This is a genomic window from Pseudomonas fluorescens, assembly GCF_001708445.1.
In the GTDB taxonomy this organism is placed as follows: domain Bacteria; phylum Pseudomonadota; class Gammaproteobacteria; order Pseudomonadales; family Pseudomonadaceae; genus Aquipseudomonas; species Aquipseudomonas gorinensis.
In genome coordinates, this window is record NZ_CP015637.1 from 3,154,895 (window position 1) to 3,172,923 (window position 18,029).

Annotated in this window: 14 protein-coding genes; 10 read left to right on the top strand and 4 right to left on the bottom strand. The window is 62.6% G+C overall.

Annotated elements, in window-relative coordinates:
• Positions 1–94: 94 nt before the first annotated feature.
• Positions 95–2,464 (top strand): phosphoketolase, encoded by a 2,370-nt coding sequence (locus A7317_RS13995; RefSeq protein WP_069076081.1) that lies wholly within the window; start codon positions 95–97, stop codon positions 2,462–2,464.
• 11 nt (positions 2,465–2,475) lie between these two features.
• Here A7317_RS13995 and A7317_RS14000 read toward each other — a convergent pair whose 3' ends face one another.
• From A7317_RS14000 to A7317_RS14010, 3 genes are all read right to left on the bottom strand, one after another.
• The gene (locus A7317_RS14000; protein WP_024075514.1) at positions 2,476–2,901 is read right to left on the bottom strand and encodes a potassium channel family protein; all 426 of its coding nucleotides are present in this window, start codon (positions 2,899–2,901) and stop codon (positions 2,476–2,478) included.
• Between the two features lie 8 nt (positions 2,902–2,909).
• On the bottom strand, positions 2,910–4,751 hold the full coding sequence (ftsH, locus tag A7317_RS14005) for an ATP-dependent zinc metalloprotease FtsH (protein ID WP_069076082.1): 1,842 nt from the start codon (positions 4,749–4,751) through the stop codon (positions 2,910–2,912).
• A gap of 79 nt (positions 4,752–4,830) precedes the next feature.
• Complete coding sequence (locus tag A7317_RS14010; RefSeq protein WP_024075512.1) at positions 4,831–5,478, bottom strand: BON domain-containing protein; 648 nt, start codon at positions 5,476–5,478, stop codon at positions 4,831–4,833.
• Positions 5,479–5,773: 295 nt separating this feature from the next.
• Here A7317_RS14010 and A7317_RS14015 point away from each other — a divergent pair, with 295 nt between their 5' ends.
• The 3 genes from A7317_RS14015 (at position 5,774) to A7317_RS14025 (ending at position 8,923) form a co-directional block, all read left to right on the top strand.
• Positions 5,774–6,694, top strand: coding sequence for a universal stress protein (locus A7317_RS14015; protein ID WP_069076083.1), 921 nt, complete (start codon positions 5,774–5,776; stop codon positions 6,692–6,694).
• A 35-nt stretch (positions 6,695–6,729) separates the two neighbouring features.
• The gene (locus A7317_RS14020; protein WP_069076084.1) at positions 6,730–8,112 is read left to right on the top strand and encodes an MBL fold metallo-hydrolase RNA specificity domain-containing protein; all 1,383 of its coding nucleotides are present in this window, start codon (positions 6,730–6,732) and stop codon (positions 8,110–8,112) included.
• Between the two features lie 121 nt (positions 8,113–8,233).
• Positions 8,234–8,923 (top strand): BON domain-containing protein, encoded by a 690-nt coding sequence (locus A7317_RS14025; protein WP_069076085.1) that lies wholly within the window; start codon positions 8,234–8,236, stop codon positions 8,921–8,923.
• A 263-nt stretch (positions 8,924–9,186) separates the two neighbouring features.
• Here A7317_RS14025 and A7317_RS14030 read toward each other — a convergent pair whose 3' ends face one another.
• Entirely contained in the window at positions 9,187–11,040 is a 1,854-nt protein-coding gene (locus tag A7317_RS14030) for a response regulator (protein ID WP_069076086.1), read from the bottom strand.
• 398 nt (positions 11,041–11,438) lie between these two features.
• Between A7317_RS14030 and A7317_RS14035 the strand changes: the two genes are divergently transcribed.
• From A7317_RS14035 to A7317_RS14060, 6 genes are all read left to right on the top strand, one after another.
• Positions 11,439–12,821, top strand: a complete 1,383-nt coding sequence (locus A7317_RS14035; protein WP_024075507.1) for an NAD-dependent succinate-semialdehyde dehydrogenase — start codon at positions 11,439–11,441, stop codon at positions 12,819–12,821.
• A 64-nt stretch (positions 12,822–12,885) separates the two neighbouring features.
• Positions 12,886–14,022, top strand: coding sequence for an NAD(P) transhydrogenase subunit alpha (locus A7317_RS14040; RefSeq protein ID WP_024075506.1), 1,137 nt, complete (start codon positions 12,886–12,888; stop codon positions 14,020–14,022).
• Positions 14,019–14,360: an NAD(P) transhydrogenase subunit alpha gene (locus tag A7317_RS14045; protein WP_024075505.1), complete on the top strand. Its 342-nt coding sequence runs from the start codon at positions 14,019–14,021 to the stop codon at positions 14,358–14,360. Before A7317_RS14040 ends, A7317_RS14045 begins: the two co-directional genes overlap by 4 nt.
• Positions 14,361–14,369: 9 nt before the next feature.
• Positions 14,370–15,806 carry an NAD(P)(+) transhydrogenase (Re/Si-specific) subunit beta gene (locus A7317_RS14050; protein WP_069076087.1) on the top strand — a complete coding sequence of 479 codons (1,437 nt, stop codon included), beginning with the start codon at positions 14,370–14,372 and terminating at the stop codon, positions 15,804–15,806.
• A gap of 64 nt (positions 15,807–15,870) precedes the next feature.
• Positions 15,871–16,905, top strand: coding sequence for an alcohol dehydrogenase AdhP (gene adhP, locus A7317_RS14055; protein ID WP_069076088.1), 1,035 nt, complete (start codon positions 15,871–15,873; stop codon positions 16,903–16,905).
• Positions 16,906–16,925: 20 nt separating this feature from the next.
• Complete coding sequence (locus A7317_RS14060) at positions 16,926–18,026, top strand: NAD(P)H-hydrate epimerase (RefSeq protein WP_155766401.1); 1,101 nt, start codon at positions 16,926–16,928, stop codon at positions 18,024–18,026.
• The last annotated feature ends 3 nt before the right edge of the window (positions 18,027–18,029 follow it).

Sequence of the window (18,029 nt, forward strand, 5' to 3'; positions counted from 1 at the left end):
CAAGACTTGACGTACATCAAGTCTCGCGCATTCGAGGCCCACAGAATCGACGAATGACAATCCATGTTTCGAGCCTGGGCGGAGGGAGGGGGTTATGAGCGATTTCTTGAGTGCCGAGGAACTGGAAGGGCTGGACGCGTATTGGCGCGCGTCCAATTACCTGGCGGTGGGGCAGATCTACCTGAAGAGCAACCCCTTGCTCCAGGTTCCCTTGACCCAGGCGCACATCAAGCCGCGCTTGCTGGGGCATTGGGGCACGACGCCGGGGCTCAATCTGCTCTACACGCACCTCAACCGCCTGATCACCCAGTACGATGTCAACCTGCTGTTCGTCGCCGGGCCCGGCCATGGCGGGCCGGCGGTCGTCGCGCAGACCTACCTGGAGGGCACCTACACCGAGTGCTATCCGTCCGTGGAGCGCAATACCAACGGGTTGCTGCGCCTGTTTCGACAGTTTTCCTGGCCCTATGGCATTTCCAGCCATGTCTCGGCACAGATCCCAGGCTCGATCCATGAAGGCGGTGAACTGGGTTACTGCCTGGCCCACGCCTATGGCGCGGTGTTTGATAACCCGGACCTGATCGTCGCTTGCGTGATCGGTGACGGCGAGGCCGAAACCGGCCCGCTGGCCGCCAGTTGGCACGCCAATAAATTCATCAACCCGGCGCGTGATGGCGCGGTGCTGCCGATCCTGCACCTCAACGGCTACAAGATTGCCAACCCCACCGTCCTGTCCAGGATCAGCGAAGAAGAGCTGTCAGCCCTGCTGTATGGGTATGGCTACGATGCCTACTTCGTAGAAGGCGATGAACCGGCGCAGGTCCATCAAGCACTGGCCCGCACCTTGCACACCCTGCTGCTGAAGATCCGCGAGATCCAGCACGCGGCTCGCCAGCCACGGCGCAATGCGGCGCCGGAGCGCCAGCTGTGGCCCATGTTGGTATTACGCACGCCCAAAGGCTGGACCGGGCCGGCATTTGTCGATGGCTGCCGGGTCGAAGGCACATGGCGCGCCCACCAGGTCCCCTTGGCCAACTTCCAGGTGCCGGGCCATGTGCAGCAACTGGAGGAGTGGCTGAACAGCTATCGCCCCAACGAACTGTTTGATGCCGATGGGGCCTTGCTGCCGGAAATCGCGGCCCTGGCGCCCACCGGACACCGCCGCATGAGCGCCAACCCCCACGCCAACGGCGGGCTGTTATTGCGCCCGCTCGACTTGCCACGTTTTGCCGATTACGCCGTCGAACTGCCAGTGCCCGGTTGCCGGCGCGCCGAGGCCACTCGGGTCCTGGGGTTTTTTCTACGCGACGTGATGAAAAACGCCCAGGGTGCCGGCAACTTCCGCTTGTTTGGCCCGGATGAAACCGCCTCCAATCGCCTGGACGCGGTCTACGAGGTCACCGCCAAGGCGTGGATGGACCCGTTGGAGGCGGACGACCAGAACCTGGCGATTTCGGGCCGGGTCATGGAGATCCTCAGCGAGCACGTCTGTGAAGGCTGGCTTGAGGGCTATCTGCTGACCGGGCGCCATGGCTTGCTGTCGTGCTATGAGGCGTTTATCCATATCGTCGATTCCATGGTCAACCAGCATGCCAAATGGCTGAAAACCGCCGCCGGCGTGCCCTGGCGCAAGCCGGTGGCCTCGCTCAACCTGTTGCTGACCTCCCATGTGTGGCGCCAGGACCATAACGGCTTCTCCCACCAGGACCCCGGGTTTATCGACCTGGTCGCCAACAAGAAGTCCGACGTGGCGCGTATCTACCTGCCTCCCGACGCCAACTGCCTGTTGTCGGTGGCCGATCACTGCCTGCGCAGCCGCAATTACATCAATGTCATTGTGGTGGGCAAGCAACCGGAGTGGCAGTGGCTGGATATCGACGCGGCCGTGCGTCATTGCCTGGCGGGGATCGGTCGCTGGGGCTGGGCCTGCCGCGACGATCAGGACCCGGACGTGGTCATGGCCTGTGCCGGAGACGTGCCGACCCTGGAAACCCTGGCCGCCGTGACCTTGTTGCGCGAGTACGTCCCGGACCTGCGGGTACGGGTCGTCAATGTGGTGGACCTGATGGTATTGCAATCGCCGTCCCAGCACCCCCATGGCCTGTCGGATACCGCGTTCGATGAGTTGTTCACCCCCGACAAACCGGTGATCTTTGCCTTCCACGGCTACCCGGCGCTGGTACACCGGTTGCTGTACAAACGCACCAATCATGACAACTTCCATGTGCGTGGCTTCAAGGAGGAGGGCGCCACCACCACGCCGTTCGACATGGCGGTGATCAACGACCTGGATCGCTACCGATTGGCGCTGGACGTCGTCGAGCGTGTACCTCGCCTGCAGGAACAACGCCACGCCGCACAATCGCGCTATTGGTCGATGATGGAGAAACACAAGTTGCACCTGATCGAGCATGGCGAAGACCTGCCCGAAGTCCTCAACTGGCAATGGACGCCGGCCACCTAGTGGAGGGGCCGCTACTTGCGTTTCCAGTACTTCTGCATTTCGAGAAACAGAAACGAAGCTGTCCAGGTGATCAGCACCAGACCGGTCAGCGCTTGCAGGCCGGTCAAGTACTTGAGATGGCCCACGGGGGTGATGTCACCGAAACCGATCGTGGTGTAGGTGGTAAAGGAAAAGTACACACAGTCCATGAACGAGCCGTCGAAGCGCCCCGACAGGCGGCCCCATTCGCCGTAGCGCGTCATCAGGTAATAAGCCAGCGCAAAGCACCACACTTCGATCGCGTGCGCCAGCAGGGCACCAAAGACCCCGATGACCATCCTGAAGCGGCTCCAGACCCTGAGCCGCGGCAGCCAGTCGTTCAGCCGCAACAGGCATTCGTAGTGAATGACCACCGCCAGGATGACCACCAGCATGTTGATCAGGGTGACAGCCAGCATGGCAAGCCTCAGTGGGGGGCGTCGGAACCGATGCTCAGCGGTGCCCGTTGCTGCTGCGGCATGAGCGGCGCGAAGTCCTCCGGGGTCAGGCTTTCCTTTTGCATCAACAAGTGCGCACCGGCATCCAGGTCGGCGCGGTGCGCTTGGAGCAGGACCTTGGCGCGCCCATAGGCTTCATCGAGCAGGGCACGAATACACAGGTCGACTTCCCTGGCGGTCTGCTCCGAATAATCCTTCTCGCCGCTGCCCTGCATGCGCTCACCCAGGTACGTCATATTCTGGCGCTCCAGCACTGCTTGACCCAGTTCGGCACTCATGCCGAAGCGGGTCGCCAACTGCCGGGCGATATCCGTCGCGTGGGCCAGGTCATCGGCGGCCCCGGTGGAGATCTGAGCGTAAATCAGAAACTCGGCGGCACGCCCGGCCATCAGTACGACCATGCGGTCCTTGAGCATCTGGCAACTGATCAGGAAGTGGTCTTCGGTCGGGCGTTGCAAGGTGTAGCCCAGGGAGCCAATGGCCCGCGGCACGATGGAGACCTTGTGCACCGGGTCCATGTCCGGCAGGTGACTCGCCGCCAGGGCATGGCCCATCTCGTGGTAGGCCACGACCTGGCGTTCTTCCGGGCGTAACACGCTGCTCTTGCGTTCGAGGCCGGCGACCAGACGTTCCACGGCCGCGGTGAAATCCTCCAGGCCGACCGTGTTGGCGCCACGGCGGGTGGCCACAATCGCCGCCTCGTTGACCAGGTTGGCCAGGTCGGCGCCGGTGAAACCGGTGGTGATGTCGGCAATCTGTTCGCTGTCGAGCGCGGGGTCCACGGTGATTTTTTGCAGGTGGACCTTGAGGATCGCCTGTCGACCTTTGCGGTCGGGTCGATCGATCAGGACCTGGCGGTCGATCCGGCCGGCGCGCAACAGCGCCGGGTCGAGCACTTCCGGGCGATTGGTCGCGGCCAGCAGCACCACGCCTTCACGGGGGTCGAAGCCGTCCAGTTCGGCCAACAGCTGGTTAAGGGTCTGCTCTTTTTCGTCATTGCCGCCCAGGACCCCGACGCCGCGCATCTTGCCCAAGGCATCCAGCTCATCGATGAAAATGATGCAGGGGGCGGCCCCCCGCGCCTGTTCGAACAGGTCATGGACCCGCGCGGCGCCGACGCCTACGAACATTTCGACGAACTCCGAACCCGAGATCGAGAAAAACGGCACCCCGGCCTCGCCCGCAATGGCCTTGGCCACCAGGGTCTTGCCGGTGCCTGGCGGGCCGACCAGCAGCGTGCCTTTGGGAATATGCGCCCCCAACCGTGCGTACTTGTCCTTGTCCTTGAGGAACGAGACGATTTCCACCAGTTCGGCCTTGGCCTCGTCGATGCCGGCGACATCCGCGAAGGTGACCCCGGTGTCCCGTTGGACAAACACCTTGGCCCTCGACTTGCCGATGTTCATCAGCCCGCCAAGGCCCTGTTTTTCCGCGACGCCACGAAACAGGAAGTGCCAGACCACCATGATCAGGACAAAAGGCAGCAGCCAGCCCAGCAGGCCGTTCAAAAAGGTATTGTCATTGACCCCGGTAAAGCTCGCCCCCGATTGCGCCAGGTTCGCGGCCAGCGCGGGGTCGACCCGCACGGTGGAGAACAGGTTGTGGCCATCGATCGGTACCTGCAGCTTGCCGCTGATCTGGTCTTTTTCGACCAGCAGGTCGCTGACTTTCTGCTCGTTCAACAATTGCAGAAACTGACTGTAGGGGATGCTTTGCACCACCCGATGTTCCATCCACAGAAACTGCGCAACGGTGAACACGACAAACGCGGTCAGAAAGTAAGACAGGTTCCATTGATGGTTCTTTTTCATGACCTTGACTCAAAAAAAGGCACGCAAAGCAGACACAACCGTTGAATGCCCCGGTTGATACCCTGGGGCATTCCTCACCTCATGCAAGCAGCAAGTGATCTTCCACCCGCCTGACGCCAGGCACCGACCAGGCCGCCCGCTCCACGAGCTTGCGCTCACGCCACAGGTGCACCTTGCCGTCGAGCCTGACCACATCACCGTCGACCCTGACGTGAATATCCTTGGCGTCCACTTCGGCATTGCGCTTGAGCGCTTCTTCGATGCGTTTGCGGATATCGACGATGTCCACTCGGGGGCTCAGGGTCAGCCGATTGTCTACGCCGAGTACGCCGGATAGCTTGCGCACCGCTTTTTCTACGGTTTCCTTCTGGTATTGCCAGTCAACTTCCCCTTCAAGGGTGATCCAGCCGTGTTGAACGATGACTTTAACGGCATTGGGAGGCACGTCGGCGCTCCAACTGATGATGCTCAGGGCGCGGGCGGCGATGGTGTCGTCCGCAGTGCCGGCGCCTTTGTTCAGCCGGACCTGGATCTCCTCGGCGACGGCGCGCACGCCTTTGACGGCTTTGACCGCGCGTTCGGCGCGGACTTTTTGATCATAACTGCTGACATGTCCGGTCAGCGTGACTACGCCTTTTTCCACGGCAACACCGATGTTGGCTGCATCGATCTGTGGTTGGAACTCCAGCTCTTCCAAAATGGCTTTGCGCAAACTCAAGTCGCTCATGATGGTGTCCTCCGTCCAGTTCGTGGCTCATGACGGGCCGTCAGTGGCCAGTCACTGGTTTCTACGCCCGCGCCGCGGGAAATCATTGAGCTATATCAACAAGGGGTGAGTGAGCCGCAGGTCGATCCACGGTTTACGTGAAAGCCAGCCATTATTTGACAAAAATCAGAGTGCGTACCTTTCCGGGTCTGATACTTCAACCACGACTTTTTCAATCTGGATGAAGGGGGCATGGGGCTCGACAGGCAGTTGAGTGGCAGTCAGGCGGTAACGCCGGCCCGGATTGAGGTATGTGATGCTCAAACTCAAACGTATCTTATTGATCGCACCCTCCGAGATGACGCGCACCCCTGCCTTTGATCGGGCTCAGGCACTGGCCACTGCCAGCGGGGCATTGCTGCATATTGTGGCGTTCGACTATGTCACGCCGCTGGCGCTGGCTGGCGTGTTTGACCATGACGCGATGGCCCAGGCCAGGGAAGGCTACCTGCAGGTCCACCGTCACTGGCTGGAACAGCAGATACGTTTCCTGCGGCGCACCGGGTTGCAGATGACCAGTGAGGTGGTATGGGCCAAGCCAAGCCTGTCGCAGGTGCTGGACTACGTGAACGACTTCCACCCGGACCTGGTGGTCAAGGATGTGGAACATGTTTCGGCGCTCGAGCGCACCTTCCACCGCCCCCTGGATTGGCTGTTGCTGCGCGACTGCCCGGCCTGCCTGCACCTGGTGACCAACGCCAAGCGCCCAAAGCCGTTGAAAGTGCTCGCCGCCGTTGATCTGTCACACCTGGAAGAGCTGACCTTCGGGCTGAACGAGCGCGTCGTCGAAATGGCGTCCACCTGGGCGCGGGCCTGCGAAGCGCAACTGCATCTGTTGAATGTCAGCAACTGGACGGTGGTGGGCGATACGGCCCTGAGCGTGCCTACCCACAGCCTGGAAAGCAGTTTGAGCGAAGCCGTCAACGACGCCCAGGCGGAAGCCTTTGATGAGCTTGCCGAACGCCATGGCATCGAAAAAAAACGCCAACATGTGCTCAGCGGCATGCCCCACAAAGTGATCAGCCAGTTCGCCCGCCAGCATGCCTTCGATGTGGTCGTGCTCGGCACGGTCTATCGCGACCGGCTCGATCGGATGCTGGGCAGCACCGCCGAAAGCGTGCTGAACCGCACGTCCTGCAGTTTGATGATCGTCAAGCCGCTGCCCCGGTCTGATTGAAACGGCCCATTTTTTAAACGATCAAGGAGACAAGCATGCGCATGACATTTCTGGGGGCCGCTGGCACGGTCACCGGCAGCAAATACCTGCTGGAGCATCGAGACCTGCACATCCTGGTCGATTGCGGCCTGTTCCAGGGCTACAAGCAACTGCGCCTGCACAACTGGGATGCGTTCCAGCTGCCGGCGCGCGACCTGCACGCTATCGTGCTGACACATGCCCACCTGGACCACAGCGGCTACCTGCCGCTGCTGGTACGCAATGGCTATCGCGGTCCCGTATACGCCACGCCCGCCACCTGTGAACTGGCCAAAATCCTGCTGCGCGACAGTGGCCGCTTGCAGGAAGAAGAGGCCGAGTTCGCCAACCGCCACGGGTTCTCCAAGCACACTCCGGCCTTGCCGCTCTACACCGAACAGGACGCCGAGCGGGCATTGAAACTGCTGCGGCCGATCGAACTGCAGCACCGCGTCGCGATTGCCCCAGGCTTGAGCATCCTGCTGCGTGATGCCGGGCATATTCTTGGTGCGGCGACGATCGAAATCGTTGCCGATGGCGTCACGCTGGTGTGTTCCGGTGACCTGGGTCGCCCGAACGATCCCTTGATGTTCGCCCCGCAAACCATCGAGCAAACCGACTATCTGCTGGTGGAATCGACCTATGGCGATCGTCAACACCCCGTGGAGCCGCCCGAGGAACAATTGGCGCAAGTGATCACCCGCACCGCGCTGCGCCACGGTATCACCCTGGTACCGTCGTTTGCCGTCGGGCGCGCGCAACTGCTGATGTATCACTTGTATCGCTTGAAACAACGGCATGCGATCCCGGACCTGCCGATCTACCTCAATAGCCCGATGGCAACGGACGTCACGCGTTTGTACCAGCGCTTTCGGTCGGAGCATCGGTTGTCGCTGGAAGAGTGCCAGGGCATGTGCGATGGCACGCACTTCGTGTGTTCCGTGCAACAGTCGATTGACCTGGACCAGCAACGCACCCCGGCGATCATCATTGCCGCCAGTGGCATGGCCACCGGTGGGCGTGTGCTGCACCACCTCAAGGCGCTGGCGCCCAACCCGCTCAACACCCTGTTGGTTCCCGGTTTCCAGGCCGGTGGCACACGCGGCGCACAGATTGTCGCCGGCGCGCCGTCGGTTCGTATCCATGGCCAGGACGTGCCGATCCGCGCAGAGGTCGTGCCCATGCAAACCCTCTCTGCCCACGCCGATGCCGATGAAATCATGCAATGGCTGCGCGGCTTCAAGCGCGCGCCGAAACATACCTATGTCGTCCACGGTGAACCCAACGCCTCGGATGTGCTGCGCCGGCGCATCAGCCAGGAGCTGGGCTGGTCGGTGTCGGTACCTGAGTATCGGGACTGTGTGGAACTGCCCGCCGTGGAGCGTCAATTGAGCGCTTAGCGCACGTACGTGCGGCGTCGGGGTAGTGCTTGGAATAGGTACTTTCCGACCTGCTCGGGCGGGTGGCAACGCGCTACGCTTGGGCGGCTTGAGACGTTTGCAAACATTCCGGAGCTTTTTTATGAATAGCGATGAAAAGCTGAGGCAGCAGGTGATCGACGAACTGAACTGGGACCTGGCGCTGAAAGCCGATCAGATTCTGGTCCAGGTGTCCGATGGTATCGTCACGCTCTCTGGCAATGTCACCAGTCATGCCGAGCGCTGGCACGCCGAACAGGCTGTGGCGCATGTGGCTGGCGTCGTGGACCTGATCAACCGCATCGACGTGGTTCTGCCTTCCAGCCATGTGCGTACCGACAGCGATCTGGTCGCCGCGGTCGCTTCAGCGTTGCAAGGGAACACCTCGCTGGCGGAACACCGCGTCAACATCAGTGTGACGGATGGCTGGCTGGTACTCAGCGGTGAAGTCGATTCGGAGCATCAGCGCCAGGCGGCAGGCTATGCAGTGCGCTATCTGCCGGGGATCAAGGGGGTCAGCAACGATATCGTGGTCAAGACCCATGCCTCTGCGCAAACCATCAAGACCGATATCGAATCAGCGTTTCGCCGCAGAGCGATTATCGACGCCCACGGTATCGATGTGCGCGTGGACGGCGGGGACGTCACGCTTTCGGGCGTTGTCGGGTCGCTTCCCGAACGCGACATGGCGCGTTTGACGGCCTCGAGCACGGCCGGGGTGCAGAAGGTTGTCGACAACCTGGTGGTCGCGCCCAGCGCCCAACAAACGAATGGCCCAGGTGGCGCGGCTTGACTCACGGGGCAGCGGATCTCCCTCCGCGGCGAGCGGGCTTGTCTGTGGCGAGCGGGCTTGCCCCGCGTTGGGGCGCGAAGCGGCCCCATTACCGGCCATGGTTTTTTAACTGACGCACCGCGGTGCCTGGCTTTGGGGCTGCTGCGCAGCCCAACGCGGGGCAAGCCCGCTCGCCACAACAAGCCCGCTAGCCACAGACAAGCCCGCTCACCACAGTAAGCCCGCTCGCCACAGGGGAATTTGTCAGGGCCTGAAAATCATGCTCACGGGGTGAGCCCCTTACCATGACCCGCGGCTGAAAGGGCTTTTTCACCGGCCGCCAGGGCGATGCGAGCCAGTTCGGGAATCGATTTGGCTTCGGTCCGGCTCATGATCGACGCGCGATGCTTCTCAACCGTCCTTTGGCTGATACCCAGCTCGAACGCAATGTTCTTGCTGGGGTGGCCGTCCAGGACCATCTCCATGATTTGGCGCTGGCGGGGAGTCAGGTGACTGATATGGTCAATGGCGGCCTGGCGAAGCGCCTTGAAGCCCTGGGTATCCGCTTGGTTGGCCAAGGCGTTTGTCAGGCTGGTCAATAGCTGCTGGTAACGGAACGGCTTTTCGATGAAGTCGCACACGCCGGCCTTCATCGCATCCACAACATCCGCGACGCGGCTGTTGCCACTGATCATGATGATGGGCAACTCGTCCCCCCGTGCCCTCAGACGCCCAACCACCTCCAGCCCGCTGATGCCGGAGGGGCGTGCTTCAATCACCAGGCAGCCCCGTTGATCGCCGGGATAGCGCTCGAAAAACTGCTCGGCGCCAGCAGCGTCACGCACGGGGTAACCTTGGGCCTCCAATACCCTGCGCAAGTTGTTGCGCAACGCCTCGTCCTCGTCCACGACGTAGATCACCGCGCCCGAAGACGCCGGCAGGGCACCTGGCGCATGGCCTGTGGCTGCCGCGCTCAGTGCGGTACCAAGGGTTGCGCGCAGCGTATTCAAGCTCACGGGTTTGCGCAGCAGCATGCAATCGGCGGCGAGGACCGCGTGGGCAACCTGCCGCTGGGTGTCGGCGGTCAGTACGATAGCCGGCGTGGTTCGGTTGAATTGATCGCGCAGTCGCTGCACCAACTGCACACCGTCCATGGCGGGGGCCAGCGCATGTTCGGTCAAGACCAGGTCAGGCTGGAGACCTGAGCGTGCCAGCCACGCCAACGCGGCGGCACCATCACTGACCGCAGCCGTTTGATAGCCCAACGAACCTAAGCCGCAGCACAGCATCTCGCGGAGCAGGGCCTGCGGCTCGACAACCAGCAACAGCCGATGGGACGCCGTGATCGGCGGTTTGATCGCGGTTTTTGGGCGTACCGACGACCGCGCTGACGGCACGCTGATGGAAATGAGCGTGGCTTTTCCGGGCGAGTACCGGACCTGCAACTGCGCCCCCAGCATTGCGCTCAACTCATAGGTTGAAAGCGCGCCCGCGCGGCCATAGGCATCCGGCAGGAAAGGCGCATGCACAGGCATCGACACGATGCGCAAGGCGGCCTCGCGGCTTTCACAGCCCGAACACCACAGTTCCAGGCTCAGCCATTGCCGATGGCGCCGGGCGCCCAGCGTCAGGCGACTGTTGCGGTTCGCGTGCATGAGGTTGTACATCAGGCTGCTCAGTACTTGCCTGAGGCCCTCGGGAAGGCTCCTGACCCATGCCGAACACGGCACGATCCGCAGTTTGATGCGCCGGGCGACGGCCAACGGTAAACAGTCTTGGGCCAGTGCCTTGAACAGGGTTTGCACGGGGAAGTCCACGGCATCGTGCCGATCTCTCTCGGTGAGGGAGGAGGGCAGGTCGAGCGGGGTGTTGAACCGGCTCAACAAGTGCTCCACCGTGGCATCCAACTGTTCAAGCAGCCCTTGGGCAGGTGTCGCCGGATTCAGCTCATTCGCCTCGAGCTGCCCCGTGATCAGTGAGACCAACTGTGCTGTCTGGCGAAGTGTCTGGTCGATACCGCGCAGGCGTTCGACGCTGGGCGTGGTCTTGAGGGCCAAGGGTTGTTGAGCCGCAGGCGGTGCACTCCCAGATACCGTGTGCGGTAAGGCGTCCTCCGACATGGATTGGTTGACGTGCATGACTAACCCTCCTGACAAGACCCGATGGTGCGTTGCCTGCCGCGCAATCCTATGCGGTTTGTCCGACGCTTTAATTGATCTATGTAAGTATTTTCCGAGCTCCCACCTCTACCAGGGCCTTCTGCCTGGCGCCAATCGACAGCGCGTAAAGACGAAGCGCGACACCAGCCTGTGCGAGACGTCAACTCGCTCGTCTGCGCACCACCGAAGTGCGCCCCCGGCACCGTTAAGGTGCTCGGCCATCACCCGCCAGCAGCCCTTGATAAAGGCTTATGGGTAGATTCCGACGCTAGTCACCTGCCCCCATAGCGACCATCGTAATCCAGGCTTATGGGCAGGGCGGATGCAGGCCGTGCGCTCTGCGTTGAATGACTCAATTTGAGGGGAAGGCAACCGTTATGGCTTACACGACGATCAATCCATACAACGGCGAGTTGCTCGCACAATTCGATACGCTGACGGCTGAGCAACTGGAGCGCAAACTGGCCGTCGCGGCGCAGTGCTACGCGACGTGGAAAACCAAGACGTATGCCCAACGCGCTTCGGTCATCGCCAAAGCGGCTGAATTGATGCATCAGCGCTTCGACACCCTGGCCCGTAAGATCACATTGGAGATGGGCAAGCGAATCAACGAGGCCCGCGGCGAAGTCAAGTTCAGCGCCGATATCATGGCGTACTACGCCAAGAACGCCGAGCGCTTCCTGGCGCCGCAGGCGCTGGAGCCGAGTGCGGGCGAGGCGCATATGGAGAGCAGCCCCATCGGCGTGGTCTTCGGCGTCGAACCGTGGAACTTTCCCTTCTATCAGTTGGCGCGCGTGGCGGGCCCGCACTTGATGGCCGGTAACGTGCTGGTGATCAAGCATGCCGGTTGTGTGCCGCAATGTGCGATTGCCTTTGAGCAGGTCCTGCTCGAAGCCGGCGCACCGGCGGGGCTCTATACCAACCTGCTGATATCCCACGAGCAGTCCAGGCAGGTGGTGGACGACCCGCGTGTGCGTGGGGTGGCATTGACCGGGAGTGTCGCCGCTGGCCGCAGCCTGGCGTCGTGGGCGGGACAGAACCTGAAGCCGTCCTCCATGGAGCTGGGGGGCAGCGATGCGTTCATTGTGCTTGAGGACGCTGACCTGGACCTGGCGATCAAATGGGCGATCTGGGGGCGGATGTATAACTGCGGGCAGACCTGCTGCGCGGCAAAACGCTTCATTGTCGTCGAATCCATGGCCGATGCCTTCCTGGAAGGCTTCAAGGCCGGGCTTGCGGCCTTGAAACCCGGTGACCCCATGGAGGAAAGCACCACCCTGGGCCCGCTGTCTTCGGAAGCAGCCTTGTTGCAGTTACTTGGCCAGGTGCACACGGCGACGGCCCACGGGGCACGGGTGCTGCTGGGGGGCGGGCGTATCGATCGCGCCGGTTCATTCATGACCCCGACCATCCTTACCGATATCGCCCCCGACAATCCGGCATTCCGCGACGAGTTCTTCGGCCCCGTGGCGCTGTTTTTCCGCGTCAAGGACGAAGAAGCCGCGATCGCCCTGGCAAACGATTCCGACTTTGGCCTCGGCGGGTCGGTGTTCACCCGTGATGTGGAGCGGGGACGTCGGGTGGCCAGCCGGATCGAGACCGGCATGATGTTTATCAACAACATCAGTTGGAGCGATGCCGAACTGCCCTTTGGCGGTATCAAGGATTCGGGCTATGGCCGCGAACTGGGCGACATGGGCATCCAACAGTTCGTCAATAAGAAACTCGTGCGTTACGTGTCGGCCCAGGCACCGGTCTGAAGCCTTATCCCGTCCCTATCCCGGGCGCCCGCACACAGGCGGGCGCCCCCCCATGGAGCGCGCGATGTACGTCAATGTGGCTGTGATGAAAGAAACCCACCCGCACGAACGGCGGGTGGCCCTGGTACCGAGCCTGTGTGCGAAGTTATGTGCATTGGGCGCCAAGCTGCATATGCAAACGGGGGCAGGGGACGCGAGCTTCCTGCCCGACGCGGCTTATACGGACGTGGTGTTCGTCTCCGGCAACGGGCAGTGGCTGCATGAGGCCGATGTGGTCCTCGCCGTGCAGGCACCTTCGCAGGAGGTGGTCGGCAAAATGAAGCCGGGCTCGCTGCTCCTGTGTTTTGTGTATGCGCAGAACAACCCGGCCCTGGTGCAACGCTTGCTGGAGCGCCAAATCACGTGTTTTGCCATGGAGCGGCTGCCGCGGACCACGCGGGCCCAGTCGATGGACGCGTTGTCCAGCCAATCGGCATTGTCGGGGTACTACGCCGTGCAACTGGGGTCGGTGCATCTGTCTCGCATACTGCCAAAGGTCACCACCGCGGCCGGCATCGTCGGGCCTGCTCGGGTGCTGGTGCTGGGCCTGGGTGTCGCGGGGCTGGAGGCCATCGCCACCGCGCATCGGTTGGGCGCGGTGGTCGAAGGGTACGACGTGCGCCCGGAAACCGCCGAGCAGGCGCGCTCCCTGGGCGCCAGTTTTGTCGACGTGGGGGTCGATGCGCGGGGCAAAGGCGGTTATGCACGGGAGTTGAGTGACGCGGAAAAACACCAGGTCGCGCTCGTGCTGACTGAGCATATCCAACGGGCAGACCTGGTGATTACCACGGCGGCCGTACCGGGGAGGCCTTCACCACGCCTGATCAGCGCCGCACAGCTCGCCGGGATGAAGCCTGGCGCCGTGATCGTCGACCTGGGCGCCGAAGGCGGGGGCAACTGCGAGGGCTGCGTCCCTGGCCAGACCGTCAAGGTCGGTCAGGTCACGCTGTTGGCGCCGTTGAACCTGCCTTCGTCCTTGAGCCAGGACGCCAGCCTGCTGTATGCGAAAAACCAGTTCAACCTCTTGGCGCTGATGTTGAAAAACAACGTCATCCACATTGATTGGGACGATCCGTTACTGGCGCAAACGGCGCTCACCCACGCCGGCAAACTCATGCCACCGCTGAGCCCGACAGATGCGCCCAAGGAGAAAACCTCATGAGCAACGTTGGTTTTATCGGCCTGTATATTTTCATGCTCGCCGCGTTTGCCGGCTGGGTCATCATTGGCCGGGTCCCGGCGATCCTGCATACGCCGTTGATGTCGGGCTCGAACTTTATCCACGGCATCGTGGTGATCGGTGGCCTGATCGGCTTGCTCGACGCCGCGACACTGCCAGAGCAAGTGGCCGGGTTCGTCGCGGTGCTGCTCGGGGCGGGGAATGCAGCGGGCGGGTACGCCGTCACCGGCCGGATGCTCGCCATGTTCCAGACCAGCGCGCCGGAGCCCAAGCGGCGCAAAGCCCATCACTCCGCCACCCGCAAGGCTGAGAAGGCCTGAGGTTTGATCATGTTGATGATGACGTCGCAATGGCTGATAGGGCTGGTGTACTTCTTCGCCGCGTTTTTACTGATCTTCGGGTTGTGGCGCATGTCGTCGCCTGTCACGGCCCCCGGCGGTATCCATGTGGCCGGGTGGGGCATGGCGGGCGCGGTGATCGTGAGTTTCCTCTATGTGTTTTCCGTGAGCGAGGCGGCACGACCGCATCTGCCCACCAACATCGGCCTGGCGCTGGTGGCCTTGTTGCTGGGCGGTGGCGCTGCCTGGTGGAGTGGGCGCAAGGCGGCAATGACCGCCATGCCGCAGATGGTCGCGATCTACAACGGTATGGGCGGTGGCGCCGCCGCCGCCATCGCGGCCATGGAACTGTTCGGCGCGCGGGCGCTCGACCTGCCCACCTTGGCCGGCACATTGTTTGGCGCACTGATCGGCGCGGTTTCGCTATCGGGTTCGTTGATCGCCTGGGCCAAGCTCGATGGTCGCCTCGATAAACCCTTGCGCCTCAAGGGCCTGCAACTGATCAACGCGGCGGTGATGCTGCTGACCCTGGCTGCCGGCAGCTGGCTGATGCTCGCCATGCAGGCGGCAGACGGCGTGCCTGGCCATGTACCCTTGTTGATCGCCGGGTTCTTCGCGGGGGCGTTGCTGTTTGGCGTGTTGATGACGTTGCCCATCGGCGGTGCCGACATGCCGGTGGTGATCTCCATCTACAATGCCTTTACCGGCCTGGCGGTCGGCCTCGAAGGGTTTGTGTTGCAGGTTCCGGCCATGATGATCGCGGGCATGCTGGTGGGCGCCGCCGGTGTGTTGCTTACATTGTTGATGGCCAACGCCATGAATCGCACGGTGGCGCATGTGTTGTTTGCCCGTTTTGGTGATCAGCCCGTTCGCAAAGGCGCGGTGATCACGGGCGAGCTGAAGCCGACCGCCGCCAGTGATGCCGGGGTCGCCATGCGCTACGCCGCTAAAGTCATCATCGTGCCGGGTTATGGTTTGGCCGTCGCCCAGGGCCAGCAAAAGCTCTATGAGTTCGTGAAGCTGTTGCAGGCCCACGGTGTCCTTGTGCGTTTCGCGGTACACCCGGTGGCGGGGCGCATGCCGGGGCAAATGGACGTGTTACTGGCAGAAGCGGGGGTGCCCTACGACCTGATTTTCCAACTCGAAGACATCAATACCGACTTCCCCGACACCGATATGGTGCTGGTCATCGGCGCCAACGACGTGGTCAACCCCGCGGCACGCAATGACAAGGCATCGCCCATCTATGGCATGCCGATCCTGGACGTGGACAAGGCGCATCACGTGTATGTGGTCAAGCGCGGGGAAGGCAAGGGCTACGCGGGTATTCAGAACCCGCTGTTTTACGCAGAAAACTGCAACATGGTGTACGGCGATGCACAGGCTGTCCTGGTCAAGATGATCGAGGCGGTCAGAGGTTTGGGTTAAGGCTTTTCGGGCTGGCCGGGCACTCGCCGGGCCGGCAAACACCACTCTGGAAGAGGGTCGCGAGATGAACAGTAAGATGTTAGCCGCCGTCGTCGAGTCATTTGGACAACCATTGGTCATGCGCCAGGTGGATATTCCGGTACCGGGGCCGGGGATGATCCTGATTAAAGTGGAAGCCTGCGGGGTGTGTCACACCGACCTGCACGCGGCGCGGGGGGATTGGCCACTCAAGCCTTCCTTACCCTTTACCCCTGGACACGAGGGCATCGGCATCGTGGTGGCGCTGGGCGAAGGCGTGACGGCCGTACAGAAGGGCGAGCGCGTGGGGGTGCCATGGCTGTATTCGGCGTGCGGCCATTGCGAATACTGCCTGCAAGCCTGGGAAACCGTTTGCGCCCAGGCCGAGTTTGGCGGCTACACGCGCAACGGTGGCTTTGCCGAATACATACTGGCAGACCCTGAGTATGTGGCGCATATCCCCGCCGGCCTGACACCGTGTGAGGCCGCGCCGATCATTTGCGCCGGGGTGACCACCTACAAAGGCATCAAAGAGGCGGATGTGCGCCCGGGGCAGTGGATCGTCATTTCCGGGGTGGGCGGCCTGGGCCATCTCGCGGTTCAGTACGCCAAGGCCATGGGGCTGCGGGTGTGTGCCGTCGACATCGACGAGCGCAAGCTGGCCCATGCCACGCAACTGGGGGCTGACGCAGTGGTGAACGCCAAAGGCGCGGACCCGGTGGCCGCGGTCATTGCCGCCACCCAGGGCGGTGCCCATGGGGTGCTCATTACCGCGCCTTCGCTCGGCGCGTTCAAGCAAGGCGTCGCGATGACCCGCAAACTGGGGACCTGCGTGCTCGTCGGCTTGCCCCCTGGCGAGTTTCCCATGGCATTGTTCGACGTGGTCGCCAACTGCATTACGGTGCGCGGCTCGTTCGTCGGCAATCGCCAGGACATGGCGGAGGCGCTGGCGTTCGCCGCCGCGGGCAAGGTCAAGGCCGACATTGAACTGCAGCCGTTGTCTGCGATCAACCAGGTGTTCGAGCGCCTTGAGCATGGCGATGTCCCCGCGCGGGTGGTGATCGATTTCAGTGGCCGTTGAGAGCGTGAAAAAGCATGCATATGTTTGACAGAGATCGGCGCCAGAGCGTGTTGCTGACGGTGAGTCAGATGGCGGAAGCCGACCGGCTCTCGGTTGTCGCTGGCGTGTCGTCTTTCGCGTTGATGAGCAATGCCGGTGCGGCCGTGGCGCGCGAAATCCAGCGCCGCTGGACGCCCAGGCCGCTGGTGGTGCTCTGCGGGCCGGGCAACAACGGAGGGGATGGCTTTGTCACCGCGCATCGGCTGGCCGAGGCAGGCTGGCCGGTGACGCTGGCCATGTGGGGCGATCCATCGGCCCTGAAGGGCGAAGCCAAGCAGCACGCACAACGCTGGCAGGGCGCGGTTCACACGCTGAGCCCAGCGGTGCTCGAGGGGGCCGAACTGATCGTTGACGCGGTGTTCGGCGCCGGCCTTGCCCGCGCCCTGCAAGGGCCGGTCCTCGAGACGCTGACCGCCGCGGGCCGTGGCAATGCTCCGATTATCGCGATTGATATACCCAGCGGGGTCATGGGCGATACCGGTGAAAGCCTGGGCGCGGTCGCGGCCGTGCTGACCGTGACGTTTTTTCGCAAGAAACCGGGCCATCTGTTGCAACCTGGGCGGGCACTGTGTGGCGATGTCGTCGTTGCCGATATCGGTACCCCCGAAACGGTGCTCGACACCCTCGTCCCCCAGACCTATGAGAACCATCCCCGGTTGTGGCTGAGCGACTTGCCGCCCATCGCCACCCAGGATCGTGCCCCCCGATGCGCCGGCGTGCTGCCCCTCGACGAGGACGAATTCCGACAGAAATTCGCGTTTTCAGGCGACTCGCTGACCCGCACTCGAGCCGCTGCCCAGTCCTGCTCAAGGGTGGTGATCCTTGAAGGTGGTGACACGGTCATTGCTGCGCCGGATGGCCAAGCCATCATCAACAGCAATACACCCTCGAACCGGGCGGGTGCCAGCGTCGTATCGCGCTCGATCATTCATGGCCTGCAGGCCCAGGGGATGCCGGCGTTGTCGGCGGCAGCGGCGGGCATGTGGCTGCACGGCGCGGCCATTGCCGAGTTCGGTCCGGGGTTCTCGGCACAAGACTGGCCGGCCGTGCTGCCCGTGCTGTTGCGTGGCCTGGTCAATTGATTT

Excerpts from the sequence above, each read along its gene's own strand:
- A7317_RS13995 (WP_069076081.1), top strand. The coding sequence starts at position 95 with ATGAGCGATTTCTTGAGTGCCGAGGAACTGGAAGGGCTGGACGCGTAT.
- A7317_RS14000 (WP_024075514.1), bottom strand. The coding sequence starts at position 2,901 with ATGCTGGCTGTCACCCTGATCAACATGCTGGTGGTCATCCTGGCGGTG.
- ftsH (WP_069076082.1), bottom strand. The coding sequence starts at position 4,751 with ATGAAAAAGAACCATCAATGGAACCTGTCTTACTTTCTGACCGCGTTT.
- A7317_RS14010 (WP_024075512.1), bottom strand. The coding sequence starts at position 5,478 with ATGAGCGACTTGAGTTTGCGCAAAGCCATTTTGGAAGAGCTGGAGTTC.
- A7317_RS14015 (WP_069076083.1), top strand. The coding sequence starts at position 5,774 with ATGCTCAAACTCAAACGTATCTTATTGATCGCACCCTCCGAGATGACG.
- A7317_RS14020 (WP_069076084.1), top strand. The coding sequence starts at position 6,730 with ATGCGCATGACATTTCTGGGGGCCGCTGGCACGGTCACCGGCAGCAAA.
- A7317_RS14025 (WP_069076085.1), top strand. The coding sequence starts at position 8,234 with ATGAATAGCGATGAAAAGCTGAGGCAGCAGGTGATCGACGAACTGAAC.
- A7317_RS14030 (WP_069076086.1), bottom strand. The coding sequence starts at position 11,040 with ATGCACGTCAACCAATCCATGTCGGAGGACGCCTTACCGCACACGGTA.
- A7317_RS14035 (WP_024075507.1), top strand. The coding sequence starts at position 11,439 with ATGGCTTACACGACGATCAATCCATACAACGGCGAGTTGCTCGCACAA.
- A7317_RS14040 (WP_024075506.1), top strand. The coding sequence starts at position 12,886 with ATGTACGTCAATGTGGCTGTGATGAAAGAAACCCACCCGCACGAACGG.
- A7317_RS14045 (WP_024075505.1), top strand. The coding sequence starts at position 14,019 with ATGAGCAACGTTGGTTTTATCGGCCTGTATATTTTCATGCTCGCCGCG.
- A7317_RS14050 (WP_069076087.1), top strand. The coding sequence starts at position 14,370 with ATGTTGATGATGACGTCGCAATGGCTGATAGGGCTGGTGTACTTCTTC.
- adhP (WP_069076088.1), top strand. The coding sequence starts at position 15,871 with ATGAACAGTAAGATGTTAGCCGCCGTCGTCGAGTCATTTGGACAACCA.
- A7317_RS14060 (WP_155766401.1), top strand. The coding sequence starts at position 16,926 with ATGTTTGACAGAGATCGGCGCCAGAGCGTGTTGCTGACGGTGAGTCAG.